The sequence below is a fragment of the Simkania sp. genome (genome assembly GCF_965215465.1).
Taxonomy (GTDB): Bacteria; Chlamydiota; Chlamydiia; order Chlamydiales; family Simkaniaceae; genus Simkania.
In genome coordinates this window covers 1,324,214-1,347,569 of record NZ_OZ244056.1, presented here as the reverse complement: position 1 = coordinate 1,347,569, position 23,356 = coordinate 1,324,214, and the positions used below count along the sequence as shown (strand labels likewise).

The following is a 23,356-nucleotide window of genomic DNA, read 5'->3' as shown; positions in this document are numbered from 1 at the left end:
TCAATCAAATTCTAGAGAGCGAATTTTTTAAAAGCAAAAGAAATCGCGTATAAAGTATCATATGGCACATGACCAAGACCTTAAGCATCCCGGAGCAAAAGACCCCTCACTTCACGATGAAAAAGATCTCCGTGACAGTGAATCGGGATCTAAAACTACTCAAAGAGACCTTGTCTAAAAGCGACATTGAGCGGTTTCTGACTTTGCACCAATTGGCCCAAGACTCACCTAAAAAAGCCCTCAAAGAAGTAGAATCCCTCCTCGCTGCCTATCCTCATCATCCTGAAATCTTAAATCTTCTTACCTACTTGTGGATTGCCAAACGCAAAATGCGACGGGCTCACAAGCTCATCGAAGAAAACTACACCCAAAACCCCGATTACCTTCTGGGAAAGATCAACTACGCCGACTACTGTATCCGTAAGGGAAAGCTCGACGAGGTTCCTAAAATTTTTGGTCAAAAATTTGATTTACGCCATATAGATCCTTCTCGGACGATGTTTCATCTGTCCGAATACAGAGGATTTATGGTCATGATGGGTTTTTATCACCTAGCCCAGAAAAAAAGGGAAGCTGCAGAAGAGTTCTTCTATTTAGCGCATACAGTTGACTCTTCTCACCCAAGTGCTCAACTACTCAAAAAAAAGTTATATAAAAAGCCCTTTTATAAAAAAATGCTTCGGATTGACAGATGAATCAAAAGTGTTTACAATTATAGTGGTCAATATGCGAGGTAACTAATGAATAAAGACAAAATAAAAAAAATATTCAACAAAGTCTCCCTCACTGCACTTTTTGCATTCTCTCTTCCCTTTGTCGTTCATGGGTCGTCATTTGATGTATCCAAAAAAATGCACGATCATCGCTATAGCCGCGGTGAAACAGGTCATATCGAAGTCGATAACATTATGGAGAAAGTGGTTCTGCAACCAAGCTTTCCGCTTCTCAGCCTTTTTTATGATCGTGTCAACGCGTCTCTCACGGGTTCAGCATTAGAAATTTCAGATCGAATTGACGCGATTAAAAACTTAATGCGCTAAAAACATGACTTAACTATCCTTCCGCAAAGACTTAAATATCTGAGGAAGGAAGATCATGCTAAAGTCGATTCGTGTCTTACTACTCGTGCTAGTTCTAGGAGGAGTAAGCCTTCATGCTGATACGCTAAAAAAGACTCCTGAAGTGCTCAGCTTAAGTGCTGCAATTGTCGATCACTTCTTTTTGATCAGTGAAGAGCAGCTTCGCACAATTACAGTTGAAAAAGGAACTTGGGCTCCCATTGATCATGCGACTTTAACTGAAATTCTTGAGCGTAATCCCAACATTTCTCGGATGGTGACTGGAGGAAGTGGGGTCAATGTGATCAAAGGCTTTGCTCACTTTAACCACCGCTGCGCCGTTATTGGAAAAGTTGGCTCTGATGAAAAGGGTGAGTTTTTCCTTAGAAATATGCGTCGAGCAGGTGTTGATTCCTACTTGCAACAAGGAAAGCTTCCCACAGGTCAAGCTATTTGCTTTATTACACCCGATGCTGAGCGCACTTTCCGCAGTTATTTGGGAGCGTCTCATAGTCTAACTGACATGGAGCTCAAGGATGAGCATTTTGAAGGAGTCAGCCTCTTTCATGTCGAAGGGTATCAAGTTGTTGACCCCGATCTAGTCCTTCGCTCGCTTAAAAAAGCGAAGGAAATGGGAGTGATGATTTCTCTAGATCTCGCGAATGTGGAAATTGTTCGCCGAAATAAAGAATTTCTAATGCAAATTCTCCCTGAGTATATCGACATTGTGTTCTGCAATGAAACAGAAGCCAAAGAGCTCACTGGGCTTCCTCCAAAAGAGGCTTGTTCAAATTTAGCTTCGCTTTGTGAAATTGCCGTCGTGACCATGAGTGAGCGAGGCTGCTGGACGCAAAGTGGAAAATCTCTCTTCTATTCCCCAGCTTTTGCAGTGAATGCTCTCGACTCCACTGGAGCGGGAGATCTCTTTGCAAGCGGCTTTTTACATGGGTACTTGACGCACGAACCCCTCCAAAAATGTGCTTGGCTTGGTTGCCTCACGGCCTCATACGTTGTGAAAATGTTGGGCGCTGAAATCCCCGATCAAATCTGGGATGAAATCCATCAGCGTATCGAGGAAGAAGATCCGTTTAAGACGTCTCTAATGAGCGACAAAGCTGATCAAGTGTTTGAAGAAGATCCTGTGGATCTAAAGGCCGGTTAAGCCAAATTTCAGCTTGCTTAACGGCTTGACGCGTGAACATCTCATTCCCATAGACGATTTGACATCCCTTATTTTTGGCTAAAATCAAAAGCGGCGTCTCTTTTAGATGCATGATTGCATCGAAAACAACAGCGTCTTTCAAAAGAGCTGATTCGGGAATTAAACTTGATCCTTTCATGGTCATGCCAACTGGAGTGGTGTTCATCAAGATATCATAGGAAGGCTTAGTCCATTTATCTAATGCAAACCCTTCACATCCGAGTTGCTTAGCTAACTTCTTCGCCTTTTCGCCTGTGCGATTCACAATGAGGACCTCTCCTCTCCGTTCGATTGTTTCATAGGCTAGTGCCCGCGCAGCTCCTCCAGCGCCAAGGATGACAACTTTCTTGCCTGCCACCTTTTGTTTTTCTTCAATTGCATCAAGTGCCCCACTTGCATCGGTGTTGAATCCTTCCCAACTTTCCTCTTTCAAGTTAAGGGTATTGATGGCGCCAATCTTTTTTGCTTCTGGATTGATGCGGTCTAAATGCTCTCCCACCTTTTCCTTAAGAGGCATCGTGACACTAAAACCATAAAACGGTAGCTTTTTCATGGCTTGAAAAAATGCTCCGACTTCTTGCGCCTGAACCAAGATCTTGATGTAGACAGCATCTTCTTTGAGCTTTTTAAATAGCGCGTTGTGCGCTAGATGGCCGATGCTTTGCTCAACTGGATCCCCAATCAACGCATACACCTTCGTTTGACGATTAAGGCTTGAAAAGTGGTAAATTTCTTCAAGGGTATCAACGGGAACTTGCCCTGGAGCTGTTTCCGCCTCACTCGAAAGGGAGGTGTAGCAAAGCAAGCTATCAACAACAGGTGCTAAAATCCGCGTCATATCGCCGTGAGGCCCCATGCACATCCCTGCAAGAGAAACCCCCTCTCGTCGTTTTTGTAGAATGAAGCTTAGCATGCGCAAACTATCGAGTGAAGAATTTGCATACGTCGCGATTTTATAGATGGAGGCGCGCATGTGCGTCATTTGCTTAAGCTTTTGCTCAAGATCCGCTGGAGTTTTATCAAAATCGTGGGACGAACAAATGATTGCAACATCTGGAAAGTTCTGATGCACCTTTTCAACGAAGCTGGGATCGACATCAAATTCTAAATCGACGTAATCAGGCTTAAGAGCCAAAAGTTCTAAGAGTTTTGCTTCACGGTTCTGCTCATTGCCTTCAAACTTACCCCCTTGATCTTTCTTGCGCAGAGTAAAAATGACCGGAAGTTTGCAAAGGCTTTTCAGTTTACTCACATGCTGTAGGTCTTTGAGAAGGTCTAGACGTAGCTCAATGGCTTCCCCTTTTTTGTTTGCCTCTTCGATGGCTTTTTTGGCCTCATCGAAAGAACCTTGGATCGCGATCACTAGCATGAAGACCTCATGAGCTTAATGAACATGTCAGTCATGGTTTGTCCTTCAGCTAAAACCTCTGGTCCTAGAAAATCTTGGATTTCTTTGAAGGTCTCTTCAAATTTCTCACTGTCATGTTTGAGGACTGTAGATTTCATCTTTTCAAAAGAATCGGTCATGTTCTCAAGAGTTTTTTCAAATGCGGGGTTTTGAAACTGAATGTCCCGATAGAGCTCAGCTGATTGCCTTGCAATCCGTCCTGCAATGTAGAGTTGCATCCGATAAACGGGACTAGCGTATTCAAAAAGCTCTTTGGGGTTGATCCCCTCTTCCTTCATGGTTTTAGAAAAGACAAGAGATGTGAAGTGCACCAAACACTGAACAACAGCCATCATCCGGTCATGTTTATCAGGTGTTGTCTGAATGACATTGGCTTGTTCTTTCCGAAGTAAATCTACGATCCATTCTAACCAATTGCCAGGACGCACAGGGCAAAGAACAACTGTTTGTCCTACTAACGTTTTAACGCTTGGTCCGAACATTGGATGCATTCCAATCACCGATCCTCGAGATTTCAGCATGGCTTCGCAGGGTTTTTCTTTAATCGAGGTGAAGTCGAGCAAAAGTTGATCCTTCCGAATGAGAGGAATTAGCGACTCAATCACCTCGATCGTGTTTGCGATCGGAACGGTAAAAACCAAGACATCTGATACTTTCACGACTTCTTCATTCGAAGCCTCATCTGAAAGTAGAACTTCTTTCGCATAGCGTTGAAATATGGGCTCGAATAAACGTCCCATTTTTCCTTTTCCCCCGATGATTCCAATTGTATTGATGTTCATAATTTCATCTTATACAAAGTGGAAAAAAGTCAGTAGTTTTTTAAATCCTTCTCAAGGGTTTGCGCAATCTTGGTATCCGTTTTGTCATTCATCTTCATGCCTAGGCGGAATAAGGAAATGGCGCCAAGTGGAAAGGCTGTATAACAAGCGTAGCGGCGCATGGTAGGGATTTTGTAATAGCTCCCAATCGCAATGAAGAGAGCAGTTGTGAGCCCTGCGACAAAGAGTGCGAGGTTAACTGTTGCATCGCGCTTTTTATTTTCTAAGAGCTTTTTTGCTTTCGTATTAATTTGCTTGAGTGTGTCGAGGGGTTTTGCGGGAGAGGGTCTTGTCGCTGCGGCATCAAACTCATCTTTAAAAGTGTCGTGCTCGCTGAGTTGCGAGGTGTAGGATCGATAAGCAGTGAAAGATTGCCCACAAAAGAATGTGAGGACAAAAAAAGCCACGGCTGAAATGAAGGCAAGGCCGGTGTGGTCTTCGTCTTCATCTTTAGGCTTTCCTCCATTGTAGATTGTCACAGGAGAATAAGAGGGCATCCAACGCCACCAGGGGCCGTACCAGCTGTAATCCCAGCCACAGGTGCGGGGGCAATGGTGGCCGTCTTTCTTTTGGTCATTCCCCAGGACATGATCGACAAGGGCTTTGATATTGTCCATGTGCTCTGTCACCCATGGAGCATAGGTGATTGAGGGTGTGGCGGTGAAAAGGCTTCTGGCTGTGGCTGAGGTGAAACTCATAATGGGAACCTCTCATTTTCCAAAAATCGACTCCAATCATACTGGTTTTTAGGGGTTTAGTTCAATTAATTTTAAGTAGTTGCTTGTCAGTAAATTAGAATAGTGGGTTGACAATCCAGTTTTTGAATGTTATAATGATGTGTATAAGTAACAAAACTTGTGAAAATCATGAAGAACCTAGAAGAGAATCATCAGATTTTGCCTCTTCGTCAGCAAGCCTCTCAGGCATTGCTTTCAGGTTCTTTTTTCTATTTCTATTTTGGCGCATAGCGCCATTCAATTTCTATACCCCAACCCAGATTTTTTTTATTTGAGCCTCGAAAAGAGGAACCAAAAGTCAGAGTTTACACTCTAAAAAGTTAGATAATTATATGAAATGAGGTGACCAATGAGTCCCATGCCATTCGCCTACTTCAAAGGTCAAGTGGTCCCGCTAAAGGATGCCACCCTATCAATTGCAAGCCATAGTTTGCAATACGGTTCAACATGCTACGCTGGTTTGCGTGGCCATGTTCGTGAGGGTGTTGTGCGCATTTTCCGGCTGAAAGACCACCATGCAAGACTCATGCGATCCATGCAGATTATGGGTTGGGATTTTGAAATCTCTTATGAGGATTTCAAACAAGCTCTCCAAGATTTGATTCATCAGAATCAGCCTACTGGCGACTTCTACATTCGTCCGTTCGTTTTTTCTGATACGGAGATGCTCCAGCTCAATTACGGCAAGCTCAAGTTTCACCTGGGAATTTACATGGTACCTTTCGGTCCCCTGTTCGATCCTGAGCGTGGTCTTAAGATGAAAATTTCGCCATGGAAAAAGATTGCTGATGATGCGATCCCAACGAAAGCGAAAGCCGGTGGTTGCTACCTCAATTCCGCATTGGCAACAACAGATGCCATTCAGTCGGGATACGATGAAGCCTTAATGACCAATCGAGAGGGGCACATTGTGGAAGCAAGTGCAGCCAATCTCCTCCTCAGGTACAGGGATAAGATCATTGTCCCCCCTCTTGAAGGTGTTTTGGATGGTATCACTCTTCGAAGCGTTTTACAGCTGCTCGAAGACGAAGGCATTGCAGTCGAGGTGCAACCCATTGATCGGAGTATGGTCCTTTCTTGTGATGAATTGCTTCTCACAGGAACAGCAGCACAGATCACCCATGTGGAATCTGTGGAAGGACGTCTCATTTCAGAAAAACGAGGACCACTGTGCAAACATCTGCAAGAGCGGATGGAGCGGATCCTCAATCGGCAAGACCCGAAATCGGAAGAGTGGGTCACCGATTTTCAACTAGGAGCAAGAGATGTTAATCACATTGAAGAAAAGTGCCTCGTCTGAAGAGGTGCTGAAACTAAGGACACTGCTGGATCAAGCAGGCATGCGTCACTGCGTATCACAAGACCGTGGCAGCACTGTGGTAGGAATTGAAAATAACTTGCCTGCAGAACTCATGAGAGAATTGGAGGCATTGCCTTCGATTGAAAAACTGACAGAGACAACAGCGCCTTACAAAACGGCGCGCTTTGACAAAACAAGTTGCCGCTTTAAAGAAGAGAGAGAAACTCCCCGTCTTTGATGGGAATAGAGAAAGGCTTCAAATCGAAAAAATACGAGAGATTGCAGAACAACACGCAATTGATCCAGATGTGGTGGAAAAGCTTTTTGATATTTATGTCGCCTATTGTAGGCAGGAAATGGCTAAAGAAATGACTTAGGGCGTTACGTTATATGAAGCTAGTCACTCTGGGACCGAAAGGAACCTTTTCGCATCAAGCGTCAAAAAAGGCGCATAAAAAGGCTGAAATCGTTTTTGCGGATAATATCGATGCGGTTTTCTTTCGGCTCGGAGAAAAAGAGATTCAGGAAGCCATCGTTCCCATTCAAAATACCCGATCAGGATTTGTAGAGGAAACGGTGATCAATCTCATGAAGTACGACTTTTCCATTCGAGGCCGTGTCACAGAAAAAATCACCCATTTTTTAGCAGGGAAAGGGAAACCTGAAGAGGCAAAGTCTCTCCTTGCCCATCCACACGCATTTGCGCAGTGCAAAGACACATTAGATGTGCTTGGAGTGCATTGTAAAGTGGTGGAAACCCTGAGCAATGGTCACTCGGCAATGCAACTCAAGTTGGACCAAAAAGGAGATGCCATTGCAATCGTCTCCCCTCTTGCTGCAGAAATTTACAAACTTCCTGTTTTGAAAGAGCACATTGAAGATGACCCCGAAAACGCTACGACGTTTCTGCTCATTGGCAAAGAGATGAAAAAACCAACCGGCAAGGATTGCAGCGCGTTTCTTATTTTTAGTGATCCACTAAAAGCTGTGGAAAACCAAATTCGCTTGCTTGCAAAAGAAAAAAAATGCGAAGTGTTAAAACTTGAAAATCTCCTTTTACAAGAAGGACATACTCCCTTATATTTTATGGAAATGACTGGGCATATCTTAGAAGAAAAGGTCCAAGACGTTATCGCTAACTTGAAACAGAAATTTTTGCTCAAACATCTCGGCTCCTATGAAAGACCAAATCACCCTTAAAACCAAATCCAAAGAGTTTAAAACGACGATCTCTATTGGTTTTGATCTCCTGAAAAATCCCCACTTTCTTAAAGTCTGTCAGCAGCAGCACTCCCCTCTTGCAATTGTGACAGATCACCATGTCGGCAAACTCTATGGCCAGCCTCTTCTAGACTTGCTAATCGAATCGGGACTCGATGCAACCCTGCACACATTTAAGGCCGGAGAACAAAGCAAAAGTCGCTCTGTCAAGGCGCAACTCGAAGATGAACTGTTTGAGTCAGGACATGGCCGCGGCAGCACTTTAATTGCCATGGGTGGCGGTGTGACTACAGATTTAGTAGGCTACATCGCAGCGACATTTTGTCGAGGAGTTCCCTACATTTCCATTCCGACGTCGCTGTTGGGAATGGTCGACGCCAGTATTGGTGGGAAAACCGGCATAAACGTTGCGTATGGGAAAAACCTTCTTGGAGCGACTTACCATCCCCTTGCCATTTTCATGGACCTCTCATTTTTGAGCACCCTTTCCGATGCAGGGATGCGCGAAGGAACCGCAGAAATTTTGAAGCATGGGCTTATTGAACATAGTTATCTATTCGAAATGCTGGATGAAGACCTCGAGAAATGGACCAAACGGGACATGCCCTTCTTTAAAAAGCTCGTTTATGAAAGCTGCCAAGTGAAGCGAAAGGTTGTGGAAGTTGATCCGTACGAAAAAGGGATGCGCCGGATGCTCAATTTTGGTCACACAATTGGTCATGCGATCGAAGTGTTAGAAGAGTACAAGATGCCCCATGGAGAAGCCGTTGCTTTAGGCATGATTGTTGAAAGCATGATCTCTTTTAAGCTAGGGAAACTGAGTGAGTCAGAGTTTGATGAAATCTATCGTCTCATTAAAGTGATGGGCTATCGCCTCTCAATTTCTGAAAAAGTGACAGAAAGTCAAATGCTTCACATGATGCGTTTTGACAAGAAGGCCAAAAAACGGACGCCCCGCTTTGTGATTTTAGATGGAATTGGGAAGGTGGAATCGTTCAAAGATGCTTACTGCACGGAAATTGATGAAGAGCTTTTGGAAGAAACCCTGGGCTGGATGGTTGCTGAATTTTACAAAGGGGACGCATGAAACACTATCTCATTAAAAAGAGCTCTCTTAAAGGAACACTTGAGATTCCAACATCGAAGTCTCACACCCTGCGTGCCATTTTGTTTGGCATGATGGGCAAAGGGAAAACGACTGTGCGTAAGTACCTCCAATCCCCTGACGCCGTCGCGATGATTGAGGCGATTAAAAATTTTGGAGCTAGCGTTGATATGTTTCCCGATCGGCTCGAAATCGAAGGCGTTGCAGGAAAAATGCAACCGGCCGATGACGTCGTGTCTTCGGGTAACTCAGGTCAAGTTCTCCGGTTTATTGGGGCCTTAGCAGCTTTGCTTCCCACATATACCATTTTGACTGGTGATCATTCCATTCGACATAACCGCCCGGTAAAACCCCTGCTTGAAGGCCTCCAATCTCTTGGAGTCTTTGCGGAAAGCATGCGTCTCGATGGGTTTGCTCCGATTCTTATCAAGGGACCTTGTAAAGGTGGACGAGCCACTCTCGAAGGACAAGACTCGCAGCCTGTTTCGGGATTACTAGTTGCCAGCTCTTTTGCAGAAGGTCCAACGGAAATTGAAGTGAGAAATCCAGGGGAAAAGCCGTGGATTGATCTCACTTTGCATTGGTTTGATATCCTAAATCTCCCCTATCAAAATAACGATTACACCTTTTATCACATCCCTGGTGGTGGTGGATATGACGGCTTTGACTACACGGTTCCAGGTGACTTTAGCTCTCTTGCTTTCCCTGTTGCTGCAGCGCTTATCACCGATTCTGACGTCGCCATCGAAAATGTCGATATGGACGATGTCCAAGGCGATAAAAAGATCATTGAAGTCCTGATCGAAATGGGGGCAAAAATAGAGATCGACAAAGAGAAGCGAACCTTGCACATCAAAAAAGGAAGCAAGCTCAAAGGGATGAAAATGGATATCAACGACTATATCGACGCGATCACCATTCTTGCTGTTGTCGGCTGCTATGCAGATGGAACGACAGAGATTCAAAACGCTGCCATCGCTCGAAGCAAAGAGTGTGACCGCATTCACGCAATTGCAACCGAGCTGAAAAAGATGGGAGCTGATATAGAAGAAAAAGAGGATGGACTCGTGGTGCGGACCTCTACTTTGCAAGGAGCCGCTGTTGAATCCTACCACGACCACCGAATGGTGATGTCTCTTAGCGTGGCTGCGCTGGGAGCTAAAGGAGAAACACAGGTGATGGGCGTTGAATGTGTCAGCAAAACCTACCCAACATTTGCTGAGCACTTTCAATTACTCGGAGCTAATTTACAGGAACAAACATGAATATCTTACTTTTTGGGATCAAAGGATGTGGCAAAACGACATTTGGCAAGCAGATTGCTAAAAAGTTAGGACGCGCCTTTATCGATACCGATTATCTCATTGAAGATCTCTACCAAATGCATCGAGGACACCGAGTTCCTTGCCGTGAGATTTTCCTTGAAGTGGGACCAGCTGGTTTTCGCGCACTTGAGTATGAAGTGATCCAATCCCTTCAAGATGTTCAAAATTCCGTCATTGCCGTTGGGGGCGGTGCCATGGTCATGATAGAAAATGTGGAGGCCCTCAGCAAGAGCAGTCACATGTTCTATCTCGTTTTCGAAAAAGAGCCTCTGAAGAAACGGGTGCTCTCTGCTGATGAACTTCCCGTATTTCTCGATCCGAACGATCCTGATAGCTCATTTGATCGGATGTATGATGAGCGAGATGAATACTACCGGAAACTTGGTGCAACTGAAATCAATGTGACCGAAATGAAAGATGCTGATGTCGTCGGCACGATTTGTGATTTGTTTGATGAAGCTGTAAGGAAAAAAGGTAATCGTGGGAAGTAATACATTTGGACAGCTTTTTCGCATCACAACTTGGGGTGAGTCCCATGGCAAAGGAATTGGCGTTGTCATTGATGGATGCCCTGCAAACATCCCCCTAACTGATGAGGACATCAACCTTGAGCTAGAGAAAAGGCAGCCTGGAAAAACTCCTTACACTTCTCCTCGCGGGGAAAAAGATGAAGCCGTCATTTACTCCGGCGTCTTCGAAGGAAAAACAACCGGCGCTCCCCTTTCTATCATCATCCATAACAAAGATGCCGATTCGTCGAAATATGAACCGATCAAAGATCTCATGCGCCCTGGCCATGCTAACTTCACTTATCTCGAAAAGTATGGCATTTTCGATTACCGCGGCGGCGGTCGTTCGTCTGCACGAGAAACAGCTTGCCGTGTTGCTGCAGGAGCCGTTGCCAAGAAAATTCTCGCCCACTTTGACATCAATTTAACCGCTTTCATCAGTGAAATTGGTGGCATTGGGATGGAAGAGCCAGATCTTACAAACTTGGATGTCTTAAGTGAAAAAACGTATGCAAGCCCCATCTTCTGCCCTGATGAAACTGCTGCTGCTGCCATGATGAAAGCCATTTTAGAAGCGAAAGAAGCCAAGGATTCCCTTGGAGGTATCATAGAATGCGCGGCAACCAATCTTCCCGTTGGTTTAGGCGACCCTGTCTATGAAAAACTCGAAGCTAACTTAGCCAAAGGCATGCTATCTATTCCTGCGACGAAAGGATTTGAAGTCGGCTCTGGCTTTGCTGCAGCTCGGATGAAAGGGTCGGAGCATAACGACGCTTTTATTACAGATGATGACGGCAACATCAAAACCGAAACCAATTTTGCTGGTGGGACCCTTGGTGGGATTTCAACTGGGATGCCTCTTCTCTTTCGAGTTGCATTCAAACCCACGTCAAGTATTGAAAAAAAGCAAAAGACCGTCGATGCCCAAGGAAAGGAAAAAGAGTTTGAATTGCCAAAAGGATCGCGTCATGATCCTTGCGTTACTATCCGCGCTGTCCCCATCGTTGAAGCGATGACAGCGCTCATTCTGACAGATGCAATGCTCATCAATCGGGCTTCGAAGCTGTAGCTTGGTTCCAGTGCATCGACCAAAGCACCGTTCCAGCATACACACCTGGTAGCCAAAACACCCACCCAATGATTGTTGCAGTTAAAATGATGCTAAGCAGTCCTGCCATAAATCCCCCTACGAGAATCGGGCCGCGTCGCTCTTTGATTTGTTTGATACGTGTACTTCCTTTGACACCTTGAACAGAAAGAGAAAGGTCACACCCATCAATGACTGCAATATGCCCCATCCCAATTTGGGCAATAAAGATTGTCAACGGTCCAAAAAAGAAAAGGCAGACGATTGCAGCTAAAGGCCAAAAAAGGCGCCAGCCCAGCGTGCGGAAAATGACTTGAATACTAGAGATGGTGGCTTGCCCCATTCCTTCAGCCTTCACCTCTTTTTTGTTTTCATGAAGGATTCTCGCTGCCATCCTTTCAAACGCAACATTCAGTATGATGGGAAAAAGCGAGACCCACAGAGCTAAAATGGAAATGGACGCATAGCCAAACGACTTTAAAACACCCCAAGAATATGAAAGCCAGCCAGCATCGGCAGATGAGGGCCAACTAAAGTACGCCACAAGAAAGAAAACACCCATGAGAAGGATCAGGGACAGAAGTGCTGCAAACAAAGGCCCAATCCAAAGATAAGGACGCGCTAAAAAGTAACCAAACCCAATCAAAGAACAATTCGTTCCATTGACTTGATCTTTCATTTAAAAAACACCTGTTTTAGGGCATCACCTACTTGGTGAATGGCCTGTTGCCCTTCGTCGATGACACCACCCATTTGAAAGAATCCATGCAACATTCCAGGATAACATGTCAAGGTTGTTGGAACACCTGCCCGCTTCAATTTTTCAGCATAGAGCTCCCCTTCATCTTTCAGTGGGTCAAATTCAGCTGTGATGATAAGCGCAGGAGGAAGTCCCTCAAACTTCGGTTGAAAAATTGGAGAAACGCGTGGGTCATTCGGCTCGATTTGCAACGGGAGATAGCGCGACCGGTACCACTCAAGTGCATCTTTTTCCAAAAGATAACCCTTGCCATAATGATTGATGGAAGGATGGGATAAGGTGAGATCTAACTGAGGATAAATCAAAACTTGAAAATCTAACTCAAATCCCCTTTCATCTCGCAGGCGGTGCGTTAAAGTCGCTGCAATATTTGCTCCCGCATTTTCGCCTCCAATCGCGAGGCGACCATCCGCTTGCACTTCCTGCGCGTGCTTAGCAAGAAAGTCAAGGGCAGCATAACCATCTTCAATGGCTGCTGGAAACTTGTATTCAGGAGAGAGGGAGTAATTCACTGAAGCGACAATGCAGCCGCTTGCCAATGCAACTTGCCGACAGACGATGTCATGCGCTTCAATGTCCCCTTTGACAAAACAACCAGGGTGAAAATAGAGAAGAATTGGCAGCTTTTCCTTATCCTTCGGATAGTACATGCGCAAGATCTGTTGCCTTTCACCACTTTCGATCATGTGATTTAAGATGCGTGGCACAGGTGGAGGTTCACCTGCCAACGGCTTTATAAGATGTGGTCCACGGCGCAGTTCAGCTAAGCTTTGACGTTGCACAGGAGGATTATTTGCCTCCTTGGTGATTTTGACCATTTCTTCAAATGTTGGATGAACCGACATCTCACTTCTCAAATTTCTAAATAGATTAAGGTATGAGTGAAATGGTTGTTTCTTGCAATGAGCTTGTCTGTTTTATTTATGTGACTCGGTTCATTAATGAGGTGGATAAAAACTGTGTCCCCTTCAAAATATGAGCGCTAAGTTGATAAATTATAAGAGCAAAACTAAATGCCAAACGAGGCTTGTCCCAACAAATTAAATGAATATTTGGAAAAATTTGAGAAGCCACTTTCGTAGTCGTTTCTGCTATGGGGGATGTCACGGAATTTGTAATCCAGCCTAAGAGCTTAACTGTATTATAGGTATCATTGTTTTCACTCGTAGTTTGGAGGAGTATGAATGCACCAGTTATTGCTGAGCCCTGAGTCAAATTGGCAGCAGAAATAGCGCAGTAAGTTGCTCTGAGTAGGTTTGTAATGGAATGCTTCTTGGTCAGTGGATCTTTAGGCTCTGATAATTCTCTTTGAAAATCTTTGATGGCATTAAAAGCAATTTCCATCGCAGTTATAGCACAAAAAGAGGAAGCTGCAAGAGTTGAATAGCTATTCGTTTTGATAAAATTTGAGACGATTTGAGTCATAATTTTCCCGACATCGCTAGTTAATTTCCAAGTACTTGATTGACAAGTGGAGTCATCAGAGATTTTGTTCCAGCTGCAATCTTTGGACCAAAATGGTAAGCTCCGATAGCGAGTACAGTAATTGAAACGACTCGCCAAAGAGGTGTTTCTGGAAATGTGATTTGAGCCAAGATATTTTTTATTAGATTTGTAGTTTTTTCGTATGTAGGTGCAATGACTTTGAGTGCAATATTGTTAAGAACAATTGATGTCAAATATGCTTCAGAAGGAGGTGTTTTTGAAAAAGCGCTGTAGCTTGTGAAAACAAGAGCCCCAAGTTTTGCTGAACCAGGAACTATGTTGGCAGCACAAAGAGCGTAAAAGATTGTTCCTGCGAGATTATTTTTTAGGTTCTCATATAAACTTCTCTGGTCTGATCCAGAGATTTTGGCGCCGAGACCTCCTATTGTTCTGATAGCCATTTCGATAGTAGTGACTGCGCAAAGAGACGATGCAGCGATTGTCCAATAGCTATTCGTTTGGATAAAATTTGAGACGATTTGAGTCATTGTTTTCCTCCGTTTTTCTTTTTTTGTAATGATTATTATTTTTTTCATAATAAAATTAAACCATTAAAATTTAATGTATATTATAAGGATTTGGATAGGTGTTACGCAGGAGTGCGGCTGGTAAAAAAAATTTTTAATTGCTGAAATTTTAGAGCTGTGTTGCACGTTTCAAAGCTCGTTGGAAGAACTCCATGAGCTGCTCTTCATTGATCTCGCGGTCAAACTCATAAGGGTTGGGCATTTCGACCCCAGTAAATAGAAGCGCTTTATCCATCGGAACGAGAGATTTTTTCTGCATGACAAGTTCTCGCTCTTCTCTTAATGGATCCGCGCTGCTCATAAAACCTATGAATACGTTTTCTCTCAAACGTCCATCAGCTGAAATTTGCAGCCTCATTTTGACTAAACCGCCATCTAAACTCTCATTGTCAGTAGACCATTTCTTCTTGTCTGCTTTTGAGCTCAACAGAGGAAACTTCTCACAAAACAACTGAAAAAGGTTCTTACAAGTAACTTTTTTCCAATAAGTTAATGACTCCCCTTCAACTTTCAAATCAAAAGGATGCGAGTACCTGTTATCCTTTTCATGAAAAATCCGCGCAACTTTTTTTAAGACATTTTTTTCTCGAGCGATTGCGTAAATTCCAAAAAAATGCTTCTCAATCTCATTGATAGAAGCATTGATTAGAAAATGCTTATTAATTTTTCCGATATAGTCCCAACTAAAACTAGAAGACCAGCTACTGGATTCACTTTGATCTGATACAAGGTTGAAAAAGCGAGGACTCATTTCAATCTCTTTAAGATCATCTTCGAGAATTTTGCGAAAACAGCTAGGGGAAAAGGCTATCCCATCTTGTTTAAGTTCTTCAGGCTTATCTCGGTCAATATCATACAGCATGTCTAAAGCGACTGCTTTAAACTCATCTTTTGAGTATTTCTTATCAGGGGGCGATTCTCCCTCAGGGGTACGATAGTACAACAGCAGATGATTATGAAACTTTCCTTCGGGTGTGACCGTTGCAACATATGTATTGCTTCCCCAAAAACATCCTTCACCATAACACAAGCCTTTTTTAGAGCTTCTTTTGTAAAGTGGTTCGATTTCAGGAAATAATTCTAATGCGATCTCGAGTATACCACCCGATGTCACTCCTTGTGTATAGACGACTCTGTCTCCCTCTTGACTTGCACAAAATATACTGCTTGCATGGCGGTCTCCCCCGTAAATAACATCGGTGACCACTAGCAGATCTCCTTCACGTTTGATTAGAAGAAGTTGCGTGAACTTTCCCATGGCACCGGTTTCCCAGTAATAGGTTTTAAGTAGATGATATTTTCCATGATAAGATCCAAGATAGTCCCATTCGAAGGTAATGCGATCTTGACCTGGCCCAACTTCTTCTAACTCACCACTCAAATCAATAGTCTCTGGGTGATTGGCAAACCAAAAAAAGTAATAATTAGGAAGAGGCTTTCCTTTGTGCAATAGATCCTTAGGAACTTCAACTTCTGAGGCAGCTGCTAAAAAATGAATCAAGAGAAAAAGTAGGGTCATTTTAGTAAATATCTGCATCACACTCACATTTTGTGAAAAACCTTGCGTTTCTCAGGTTGTAAGATTCAATTATGAGAGAAACGCTTCTTCTTTACAATGAACTTATCGATTCATTAATGAGGAGGACAAAAACTGTGTTCCCTTAGCAATATGAGCGCCGAGTTGATAAATGATGAGAGCAACATTGCATATCAAATAAGGTTTATTCCAACAAATTTGATGAGAGTTTGGAAAAATTTGAGAAGAACACAGTGATTCTTACTTTTCAAGCTAACTTACAGCATTTTTTCTTAACCAACACAGGTTAAGCTTTTAGCTTGTTCTAATAAAGGTGAGTGATATATTAAGATAGCTGTGCTAAGTGCTGCAATAGCCCACCAAACAGGAGTAACAGGCAGAGGAATTCTCGATAGGATCAGACTTGTTAATTCAGAGACTCTCTCTATTATAGGTAGCAGTGCTTCTTTGAAGATGTTGTCAATAATTCTTGAAGTTAGATATCGATCTGGACAATGACTGAAGTCTGTAATACTATAAAACGAAAAGCTGAGAGCTCCTATTTTTGCAGATCCAGGAACCAAGTTGGCTGCACAAAGACTATAGAAGATAGCTCCTCCTAAATTAGCACTGAGATTCCAATCTAAATCTTCATGTTTAGATCCTGAGATTTTATTGCCGAGGTCTCCTATTGTTCGAATGGCCATTTCACAGGCAGTTACTGCGCAAAGAGACGATGCAGCGAGTGTTGAATAGCTATTTGTTTTGATAAAATTCGAGACGATTTGAGTCATTGTTTTCCTCCGTTTTTTTGCAAAGATTATACGGTTTGCAGATAAAAAAATCACCCATTAAAAACCGGCTTTGTTGTGAGTGGAAAGTCGCTAAACAACAACGGTGTGTGAAGAGAGTGTAAAGGAGTTTTTTATTTTCTTTTAATCCCGAGTGATTTAGGATCCTGGATCAAATTTGTTACAATACGTTGAAAAAAAACAGGAAAGGTATCGTTATGATGAAAAGATTCTTCCAAATTTGTATCGTACTGCTCAGTTTCACGACATTTTGCGTGGCTGATGTCACTCCTTATACTCCCGTTCAAGAACATTTCATTCTACCGCAGGGAACTCAACTTCTAGCTGCAAAAGGAATCGATGGATCTTTGATTGAACTCCAAGATGGAGCTCAGTTTGAAATTGTCGACGCAGATCGAGAAGAAGTCATGGAGTGGAAGACAAATTCTCCACTAACGATTTCTCCCAATCCTTATTGGTTTTCAAGCTCTGAGTTTTTCATCACCAATCGTCATACAGGAACTTATGTTGGTGCGAACTACCATGTAGGACCAGTGATGGATCATCACTTTACAAATCGCATTTTCCACATTGATCCCTATGAAGGAGAAATCATCTTAATCGATGGACGTGGCAACCAAACTTGTTGGAGACTCGACCCACATGACATCAAGCACATCCAAAATTGGGAAAAGGGTGAAACTGTCATCATTGGCGTTTATGACAACTGGTACTCTCGCTTTGTTTCTAGTAGCAAGTTCATTCTCATTAGCTACGAAAACTTAGACTTTGTCAAGTTTGTGAGAGCAAATAACGTCCCCCTATAAGTAAAAACTTTTGGGCTCTAACGCAATCTAGTTGGAGCCCTTCTAAAATTCATGAGGTGAAATATGACTAAGATTCAAGCAAATCTATTCCCTGCAAACTACGCAATGGATGCGTTTGGTTCAAAGGATTTATCGAATACGCAAAAAGGACTGACTTTAGCGTTGACGATTACTGCAACCTATTTGAGTTACACTTATCTTCCTCCAAGCATGAACAAATGGGTCGGAGGGATCACCGTTCTCACTGGTGGAGCTTTCTTCCTCTTTGGAGGTTTAGAAAAGCTTTTAGAGTACGTTTCAGGACTGTTTAATAACCCCTCAAAGTCTGGAACTGCAAACATGTGGGGCGGCGGAGATGATCCAACTCCTCAGAATACATTAAATCCCGGGTTCAAGACATCGGGCACACGGCCGGTAAAGAAAGGCTCTGGGCATCCTAAGCCAAACGCAGGTTCGACTACACCAAGTCACATCCCCTCTCATGGAGTGACAGTGAATACTGATCAAGGAAAGGCGACAGTTCATGTAGGATCCAAAACTTCTGGTGAAAGACCTGTGAAGAAAGACAAACCGTAATCCGTTTTGAGGTGAGATATGTCAACAATTCAAAATACAAAATTGCTGACTCTTCCTACCAATTACATGATGAATGCTTATGGATCGGAGAGTCAGATGACCACAAGGTCGCTTACATTACTTGCAACCTTAGCTGGAACCTATTTTAGCTTTAAGTATCTGCTACCAGGAATAGACAAGTGGGCAGGAGGCATTATTCTTGTAACCGGGGCTGCAATCTTTATCTTTGGAAGTCTTTCGAAGGTGTTTGAGTTTATTGGAGAGTTTTTCCGTCACATGCCTCCTCCAAGGCCTGAGTCGTATCCTCCTCCAACTTGGGAGAGACGCAGGACGTCTCCTTACTACATCCCCCCTCCTAAAACTCCCACTTATTATCCTCCAAGAAGCAATCCTCCAAGGAGTTTTCATGACTCCCCTTATGTGCCCCCTTCTCGCAGCCACCATCATCATGTTCCTGTGGTGACAGGAGATGGAAAGCCTGCAACAATCACCACAACAACCCATACTTCTGGTCATAGACCGTACAGGAAGAGTGCGAGCGAAGAAAGAAAGCATCACCATCTTCCAACTGGTGGCTCTAAGTCATGTGATCTTTCAAGGTCGTGGCATTTTGGAGGAAGCTCAAATCCTCTGGGCTCGGGCTCAACTCAAAGAGAGTTTCCAACGCCTATCAGTGGAGGTAGTCTTCATGTTGGGTCTAGAACGGGTGGCACTCGCCCTGAAAGGAAAAAGCTCTACGATTGATGGGAAAATCCCACTCTTGCTATGGTCAAAGACGAGGGATATGAAAGATTGTCCCTCGTAGATGTGAGTAAGAGTACATGGACGAAGCACATTCTGATTCTTCTTTTTCAGCCCAAACATTCCGTTATTGGGAAGTTTTTCTATCTTGGCTTTTCAAATACCCTTCCCGTTGCTACGAACTCGATCACCATCGTGAATGTCAGATCCTTGAAAACTGCAGCGACGCTCTCCATCAACTAGGGCAAACCTATCGCAAAAGGTCAGCATCAAAAGGAATCATTTGCCAAGTGACAAATAAAGCAAAAGACTTGGAAGAAACCTGCCGGATTCTCCGACTGATTCACGATGAAATCTTAAACCCACAACTTTGTGACTACGCTACGGCTGAAGTATTAGCCAAGGTTTTGGCTTATCGTGAATTAAAAGAGGGCGATAAAATCCCCATTCCGACTCTTGGACCTGATCAAACTGTCCACATGTCGACTTTTGTCGTCGATAAAGTCTTTGATCTTTGGAGTAAGGTCCGTGCTTTTGGGTTTGTGAGTGCTGACTATCATCAAGGAGCGCCACTGTTGCTCTTTCGTGGAACAGATTTTTCTTTTGTGAGTGAGGGTGGCCGCGCTTCGATCATTAGCGATCTTGATCCAAAGGGACCAGGGCGGAGCCTTTTTGAAAATGCAGAAAAAAACCTCCACAGATGGCTAAAAACTGTGACGGCAGAGCGCGGCAAAGCTCGAGCGATTGGGCACAGCTTAGGAGGTGTGATTGTTGCTTACACTTTGCTGCATGAACATGCTTTCTTGAGCAATGCATCTCATGAAATGTCTTATGCGTTTAATTTCCCAGGCGTGGCTACAGATCTTGTTGAAAAGTGGAATGCTCTAGCGCAAGGTGAAAGACCTGCCTACCGGGGGTTTGTTTGCAGAGGTGATGTGGTGTCCAAATTTGGGCAACTTTTTGGCGATGTGACCGAAATTTCTTTAAGAAAACCTCTCTCTCCAGTACGTGCACATGAACTCCTTCTTTTTGCTGAGCCGATGTGCTACCTCTACCAAGTCGACTTAAAGCAAGAAAATCAGTCGTCTTCTCGGCAGTTCTATTCCAAGTTACAGCAACAAACCGCTTCAATGATATATGAATTTGGGTTAAAGTTTCTGTTTCCGAACAAAGTAGGAGATTAGAATGGATATCCCAATGGACTATGACATCCCCAACCAAGTTGAAGAGATTTCAGCTGAAACTCCAGCTGTAGCCATGAACTTTGAAAACTTTGAAGTGACCTACGATGATGCGAGACCTGTGGCTCAAAAGGAGTACCACGTTATACTCTACATCAAGCCGCGTTGCCCCTTCTGCGTCAACGTCATGAAGCATCTCAAAAAACTTGGAAAGACTATTCCTGTAAAAGACGTGACAGATCGGAACTCACAGGCTTATCGTGAACTCATTTCTGTTGGTCATAAAAGCCAAGTTCCCTGCCTCTTCATCAATGGCGTGGCTCACTACGAGTCGGCTTGGATCATGAAATGGCTTTCGGATAATCAGGGAAAGTATTAGATAGTTTTGTCACAAGTTGGTCAATCCTTAATCGACTCCTGGAGAAAATTTCATCGTTGCCTTCCTTCGAAAGCCCGATTTGGGCTTCCTGCTATCTAATCGCCTTGAACTTTTCTTCCATGAGCAGCTTCTTTATTACCCCTCTTTTGACGACACTATCTAGTCCTCATTAAAAATCCACTGGAGGAGTATAGAATCCATCCAGTGGAAACCCCCTTCTTGACCTGGTATTCCAAGATAACCCAAATGTCCCCCTTGTTCAGTCACGAGAATGTCAACATTTTGTGGAACAGAAACATCATCCATCACATTGCAATCCACAATGGGGTCATCTTTTGCAAAGAGGATATGGGAACTGACCTGGATTTCAGGAATCAGTCGCCCAGAACTCGTTGCATAATAATAGTCTTGTGCTGATTCATAGCCTGACTCAGGAGCGATGTAAAACTCATCAAATTCCAGAAGGGACATTCCCGTTGGAATTTCAATCGGTGGCATGTCTTCAAAGTGATTGTGTCGAAACAGCACATCAGAGCGCAAATAGCGCATAAAATAGCGTTCATACACCTTGTTTTTGCTCAGCAGTCGAACGCTTGCATACATGTCGATGGGTGGGTTGATTGCAATCACCTTGTCGACAACCTGCTCAGCTTCTTCGCCCCATTCCCCAGCCATTTTCAGAACGATGTTTCCACCAAGTGAAAATCCCATCAGGGTCAGAGGCGAATCAGGAGTTTCGTGTTTGATTTTTTTAAGCGCATGCCAGACATCATTGCTGCCATCAACATGGTACATTTTCTTAGCATGTCCTCTTCCGGTCCCACAGCCTCTGAGGTTGATCCTGATTGTCCGTATGTTGCGCTTGTCGAGTTTCTTAGCAAGTCTCACGAGGTAAGGCGAACGGTAAGAACCACAAAGGCCGTGGACCATCACAACTGTAGGATCTGTAACTTTCCAATTTTTGGGTGTGCTCACTTCATAAGTGATCCGATCTCCATCGGAGAGGTACACAAAACGGGTGGTAGAATTGGGGTTTCGAGCAAAGGTTAGAAATGAGGCCGCAATTGTCTGTGTGTGGCATCCAGTAAACAGTGGAAATGGTTTAAACGTAGGTTGACCAGACCCAGACATGAAAAACTCCCCTTCTCCAATTTTTTGGCCGCAAGGATCCCCGTCTGTGAAAAACTCATCTTTCACAAATTAAACAAGTTAAATCTATTCGTGGGTTCCTTCTTTCTCTTTTGCCAACTCGGCTTTAACGCATTATTGGCATCCCCTAATGCCATTATAACTTGGCTAAAATAAAAAAAAATAGGTTTTGGAAATTATTTTTTATCTGCTTGAAAGTGAATAAAAGAAAACTCTTAACAAAAGCTTAATAAAGCGGGAGGGCATAGAAGAAGACGAGACACTCAGTCCCTGGGTTTCTAAAACCTAAGCTAGCATTGGACATATGATAAAACATCGCTCCTAAACGAGACTTGTTTTTGAATCGGTATGCAAGTTCGGCTGAGGAGCGGAACTCAAGTGGTAACCCGAGCTCTATCCCTCCCCCTTTGATGTAGAATCCAGGAGCAAAGCTGGGAGTGAAAACGAGAAATTTTGTCAGGAAAAAGTCAAAAGCAACCCCTCCATAGAAGTAGGTAGAGCCTTTCGTTGTTGCCATGACTCCGAGAAGAGGCCGGATGAATATAAAGCTGTTTTTGTAGATAGCAAGATCTGAGCGGTATTCAAGTTGGAAATTCAAAACTTTCGTTTTGCGCACGATGCTGAAAACACCGGTGCCAATAGATAGAAGACGGGGGTCGTCGATAGGTTGGGGTTTCTCTTTATCCTGAGCGAAAAGAAGGCATGGAACAAGAAGGAGAAGACCCAACAGGTTTTTCATTTAAGAGCCTCTACAAGTGCGCGGCCAAATTGCGGAAGATCGACGGGTGTTCTGGAACTTATCAGATGTCCATCTATCACCACAGGTTCGTCCACCCAAATGGCTCCAGCGTTTTCCAAATCATCTTTAATCGCTGTGGTACCGGTTGCTTTTTTCCCTTGAAGGATCTTAGCAGAGATCGGCACCCATCCTCCATGGCAGATGAAGGCAATGGGTTTCTTAGCTTGATCCATCTCCCGAACGCAGGCTAAGACTTCAGGAATACGGCGGAAACGGTCGGGTGCAAATCCTCCTGGGATGAGAATGGCATCAAATTCTTTAGCTTTAAGAGCCTTGTAAGAGATTTGGCTTTTGTAACTGTACCCGTTTTTCCCTTTATATACCGTCTGATCAGCAGGACCCACAAGGGTGATTTGGTGCCCTTCTTCTTGTAAGCGAAAGACAGGGTATAAGAGCTCCATTTCTTCAAAGGAGTTATCTATGAGCGCGGCGACTTTTTTCATTTAACCTCGTTCAATTGAGTTGAGATTTGAAAGAGCAGGTCTTAAGTATTCGATTAAAGCGTGATGAAAGGGTTTTGGATCACAGGTGTCTCCTGCTGTAAAGAGGTCGACAAAGCAAGCCTTACATTCTGGATGAGAGTGCAATGTCGCATGACTTTCTTCGAGAAGGACAACAAGTGTGTATGCACCTTCATCGAAGAGATGTTCAGTAAATGAAAGGGTGTGTGCGCCTGATGCTTCAATCGCAGAAAGGAAAGCGGAGCGCAAACTTTCGGTGTCATAAAGTGCTGTGACGTCGCACTCATGGTAGCTTGCAAGCGAGTGCCGCCCTTTAAATTTCTGTTCAGGTTCTTCACTTGCATGGAGCGCAAACGTTGCAAATAGGAAAATAAATAGGAGCTTTTTCATAG

Annotated in this window: 29 protein-coding genes; 16 read left to right on the top strand and 13 right to left on the bottom strand. The window is 43.7% G+C overall.

Features of this window, described 5'->3' with window-relative positions; genetic code table 11:
- Positions 1–68: 68 nt before the first annotated feature.
- The 3 genes from ACOOFG_RS06225 to ACOOFG_RS06215 are packed head-to-tail and all read left to right on the top strand — an operon-like array spanning position 69 to position 2,220.
- Complete coding sequence (locus ACOOFG_RS06225) at positions 69–695, top strand: tetratricopeptide repeat protein (protein WP_420420614.1); 627 nt, start codon at positions 69–71, stop codon at positions 693–695.
- 45 nt (positions 696–740) lie between these two features.
- On the top strand, positions 741–1,040 hold the full coding sequence (locus ACOOFG_RS06220) for a hypothetical protein (protein ID WP_420420613.1): 300 nt from the start codon (positions 741–743) through the stop codon (positions 1,038–1,040).
- Between the two features lie 55 nt (positions 1,041–1,095).
- Positions 1,096–2,220, top strand: coding sequence for an adenosine kinase (locus ACOOFG_RS06215; protein ID WP_420420612.1), 1,125 nt, complete (start codon positions 1,096–1,098; stop codon positions 2,218–2,220).
- Here ACOOFG_RS06215 and aroE read toward each other — a convergent pair.
- From aroE to ACOOFG_RS06200, 3 genes are read right to left on the bottom strand one after another with little or no spacing between them, the layout of a single operon-like run.
- Positions 2,147–3,628, bottom strand: coding sequence for a shikimate dehydrogenase (gene aroE / locus ACOOFG_RS06210; protein WP_420420611.1), 1,482 nt, complete (start codon positions 3,626–3,628; stop codon positions 2,147–2,149). The two genes, ACOOFG_RS06215 and aroE, sit on opposite strands and share 74 nt — an antisense overlap.
- Positions 3,622–4,449 (bottom strand): prephenate dehydrogenase/arogenate dehydrogenase family protein, encoded by an 828-nt coding sequence (locus ACOOFG_RS06205; RefSeq protein WP_420420610.1) that lies wholly within the window; start codon positions 4,447–4,449, stop codon positions 3,622–3,624. The genes aroE and ACOOFG_RS06205 overlap by 7 nt, the downstream gene beginning before the upstream one ends.
- A 29-nt stretch (positions 4,450–4,478) precedes the next feature.
- The gene (locus tag ACOOFG_RS06200) at positions 4,479–5,186 is read right to left on the bottom strand and encodes a hypothetical protein (protein WP_420420609.1); all 708 of its coding nucleotides are present in this window, start codon (positions 5,184–5,186) and stop codon (positions 4,479–4,481) included.
- 388 nt (positions 5,187–5,574) lie between these two features.
- Here ACOOFG_RS06200 and ACOOFG_RS06195 point away from each other — a divergent pair, with 388 nt between their 5' ends.
- From ACOOFG_RS06195 to aroC, 8 genes are read left to right on the top strand one after another with little or no spacing between them, the layout of a single operon-like run.
- The gene (locus tag ACOOFG_RS06195; RefSeq protein ID WP_420420608.1) at positions 5,575–6,525 is read left to right on the top strand and encodes an aminotransferase class IV; all 951 of its coding nucleotides are present in this window, start codon (positions 5,575–5,577) and stop codon (positions 6,523–6,525) included.
- Positions 6,491–6,763 (top strand): hypothetical protein, encoded by a 273-nt coding sequence (locus ACOOFG_RS06190; RefSeq protein ID WP_420420607.1) that lies wholly within the window; start codon positions 6,491–6,493, stop codon positions 6,761–6,763. The genes ACOOFG_RS06195 and ACOOFG_RS06190 overlap by 35 nt, the downstream gene beginning before the upstream one ends.
- Positions 6,711–6,902, top strand: a complete 192-nt coding sequence (locus ACOOFG_RS06185) for a chorismate mutase (protein WP_420420606.1) — start codon at positions 6,711–6,713, stop codon at positions 6,900–6,902. The genes ACOOFG_RS06190 and ACOOFG_RS06185 overlap by 53 nt, the downstream gene beginning before the upstream one ends.
- 13 nt (positions 6,903–6,915) lie before the next feature.
- Complete coding sequence (locus ACOOFG_RS06180) at positions 6,916–7,725, top strand: prephenate dehydratase (RefSeq protein WP_420420605.1); 810 nt, start codon at positions 6,916–6,918, stop codon at positions 7,723–7,725.
- On the top strand, positions 7,703–8,833 hold the full coding sequence (gene aroB / locus ACOOFG_RS06175) for a 3-dehydroquinate synthase (RefSeq protein WP_420420604.1): 1,131 nt from the start codon (positions 7,703–7,705) through the stop codon (positions 8,831–8,833). Before ACOOFG_RS06180 ends, aroB begins: the two co-directional genes overlap by 23 nt.
- Entirely contained in the window at positions 8,830–10,116 is a 1,287-nt protein-coding gene (gene aroA, locus ACOOFG_RS06170) for a 3-phosphoshikimate 1-carboxyvinyltransferase (RefSeq protein ID WP_420420603.1), read from the top strand. Before aroB ends, aroA begins: the two co-directional genes overlap by 4 nt.
- Positions 10,113–10,667 carry a shikimate kinase gene (locus ACOOFG_RS06165; protein WP_420420602.1) on the top strand — a complete coding sequence of 185 codons (555 nt, stop codon included), beginning with the start codon at positions 10,113–10,115 and terminating at the stop codon, positions 10,665–10,667. The genes aroA and ACOOFG_RS06165 overlap by 4 nt, the downstream gene beginning before the upstream one ends.
- A complete protein-coding gene (gene aroC / locus ACOOFG_RS06160) occupies positions 10,657–11,754 on the top strand; it encodes a chorismate synthase (RefSeq protein WP_420420601.1) in 1,098 nt (365 codons plus the stop codon). The genes ACOOFG_RS06165 and aroC overlap by 11 nt, the downstream gene beginning before the upstream one ends.
- Here the strand turns inward: aroC and ACOOFG_RS06155 are convergent.
- The 6 genes from ACOOFG_RS06155 to ACOOFG_RS06130 all read right to left on the bottom strand — a co-directional run bounded on the left by ACOOFG_RS06155 (position 11,732) and on the right by ACOOFG_RS06130 (position 16,854).
- The gene (locus tag ACOOFG_RS06155; protein WP_420420600.1) at positions 11,732–12,451 is read right to left on the bottom strand and encodes a hypothetical protein; all 720 of its coding nucleotides are present in this window, start codon (positions 12,449–12,451) and stop codon (positions 11,732–11,734) included. The two genes, aroC and ACOOFG_RS06155, sit on opposite strands and share 23 nt — an antisense overlap.
- Entirely contained in the window at positions 12,448–13,377 is a 930-nt protein-coding gene (locus ACOOFG_RS06150) for an alpha/beta hydrolase (RefSeq protein ID WP_420420599.1), read from the bottom strand. The genes ACOOFG_RS06155 and ACOOFG_RS06150 overlap by 4 nt, the downstream gene beginning before the upstream one ends.
- Before the next feature lie 76 nt (positions 13,378–13,453).
- Positions 13,454–13,957, bottom strand: coding sequence for a hypothetical protein (locus ACOOFG_RS06145; protein ID WP_420420598.1), 504 nt, complete (start codon positions 13,955–13,957; stop codon positions 13,454–13,456).
- A 20-nt stretch (positions 13,958–13,977) separates the two neighbouring features.
- Entirely contained in the window at positions 13,978–14,505 is a 528-nt protein-coding gene (locus tag ACOOFG_RS06140; RefSeq protein ID WP_420420597.1) for a hypothetical protein, read from the bottom strand.
- Between the two features lie 148 nt (positions 14,506–14,653).
- Positions 14,654–16,081 carry a hypothetical protein gene (locus ACOOFG_RS06135; RefSeq protein WP_420420596.1) on the bottom strand — a complete coding sequence of 476 codons (1,428 nt, stop codon included), beginning with the start codon at positions 16,079–16,081 and terminating at the stop codon, positions 14,654–14,656.
- Between the two features lie 272 nt (positions 16,082–16,353).
- Complete coding sequence (locus tag ACOOFG_RS06130; RefSeq protein ID WP_420420595.1) at positions 16,354–16,854, bottom strand: hypothetical protein; 501 nt, start codon at positions 16,852–16,854, stop codon at positions 16,354–16,356.
- Positions 16,855–17,069: 215 nt separating this feature from the next.
- Between ACOOFG_RS06130 and ACOOFG_RS06125 the strand changes: the two genes are divergently transcribed.
- The 5 genes from ACOOFG_RS06125 to ACOOFG_RS06105 all read left to right on the top strand — a co-directional run bounded on the left by ACOOFG_RS06125 (position 17,070) and on the right by ACOOFG_RS06105 (position 20,555).
- Positions 17,070–17,678 (top strand): hypothetical protein, encoded by a 609-nt coding sequence (locus ACOOFG_RS06125; protein ID WP_420420594.1) that lies wholly within the window; start codon positions 17,070–17,072, stop codon positions 17,676–17,678.
- A gap of 63 nt (positions 17,679–17,741) precedes the next feature.
- The gene (locus tag ACOOFG_RS06120; RefSeq protein ID WP_420420593.1) at positions 17,742–18,254 is read left to right on the top strand and encodes a hypothetical protein; all 513 of its coding nucleotides are present in this window, start codon (positions 17,742–17,744) and stop codon (positions 18,252–18,254) included.
- Between the two features lie 18 nt (positions 18,255–18,272).
- Complete coding sequence (locus tag ACOOFG_RS06115) at positions 18,273–18,998, top strand: hypothetical protein (protein WP_420420592.1); 726 nt, start codon at positions 18,273–18,275, stop codon at positions 18,996–18,998.
- Positions 18,999–19,075: 77 nt separating this feature from the next.
- Positions 19,076–20,179, top strand: coding sequence for a hypothetical protein (locus ACOOFG_RS06110; RefSeq protein WP_420420591.1), 1,104 nt, complete (start codon positions 19,076–19,078; stop codon positions 20,177–20,179).
- Position 20,180: 1 nt separating this feature from the next.
- Positions 20,181–20,555, top strand: a complete 375-nt coding sequence (locus tag ACOOFG_RS06105; RefSeq protein WP_420420590.1) for a glutaredoxin family protein — start codon at positions 20,181–20,183, stop codon at positions 20,553–20,555.
- 159 nt (positions 20,556–20,714) lie between these two features.
- Here the strand turns inward: ACOOFG_RS06105 and ACOOFG_RS06100 are convergent, their stop codons facing one another.
- The 4 genes from ACOOFG_RS06100 to ACOOFG_RS06085 form a co-directional block, all read right to left on the bottom strand.
- Entirely contained in the window at positions 20,715–21,686 is a 972-nt protein-coding gene (locus tag ACOOFG_RS06100) for a YheT family hydrolase (RefSeq protein WP_420420589.1), read from the bottom strand.
- Positions 21,687–21,930: 244 nt separating this feature from the next.
- Positions 21,931–22,443: an acyloxyacyl hydrolase gene (locus ACOOFG_RS06095; RefSeq protein WP_420420588.1), complete on the bottom strand. Its 513-nt coding sequence runs from the start codon at positions 22,441–22,443 to the stop codon at positions 21,931–21,933.
- Positions 22,440–22,946: a type 1 glutamine amidotransferase domain-containing protein gene (locus ACOOFG_RS06090; protein WP_420420587.1), complete on the bottom strand. Its 507-nt coding sequence runs from the start codon at positions 22,944–22,946 to the stop codon at positions 22,440–22,442. Before ACOOFG_RS06090 ends, ACOOFG_RS06095 begins: the two co-directional genes overlap by 4 nt.
- Positions 22,947–23,354 (bottom strand): S-adenosylmethionine decarboxylase family protein, encoded by a 408-nt coding sequence (locus ACOOFG_RS06085; RefSeq protein WP_420420586.1) that lies wholly within the window; start codon positions 23,352–23,354, stop codon positions 22,947–22,949.
- Positions 23,355–23,356: the final 2 nt, after the last annotated feature.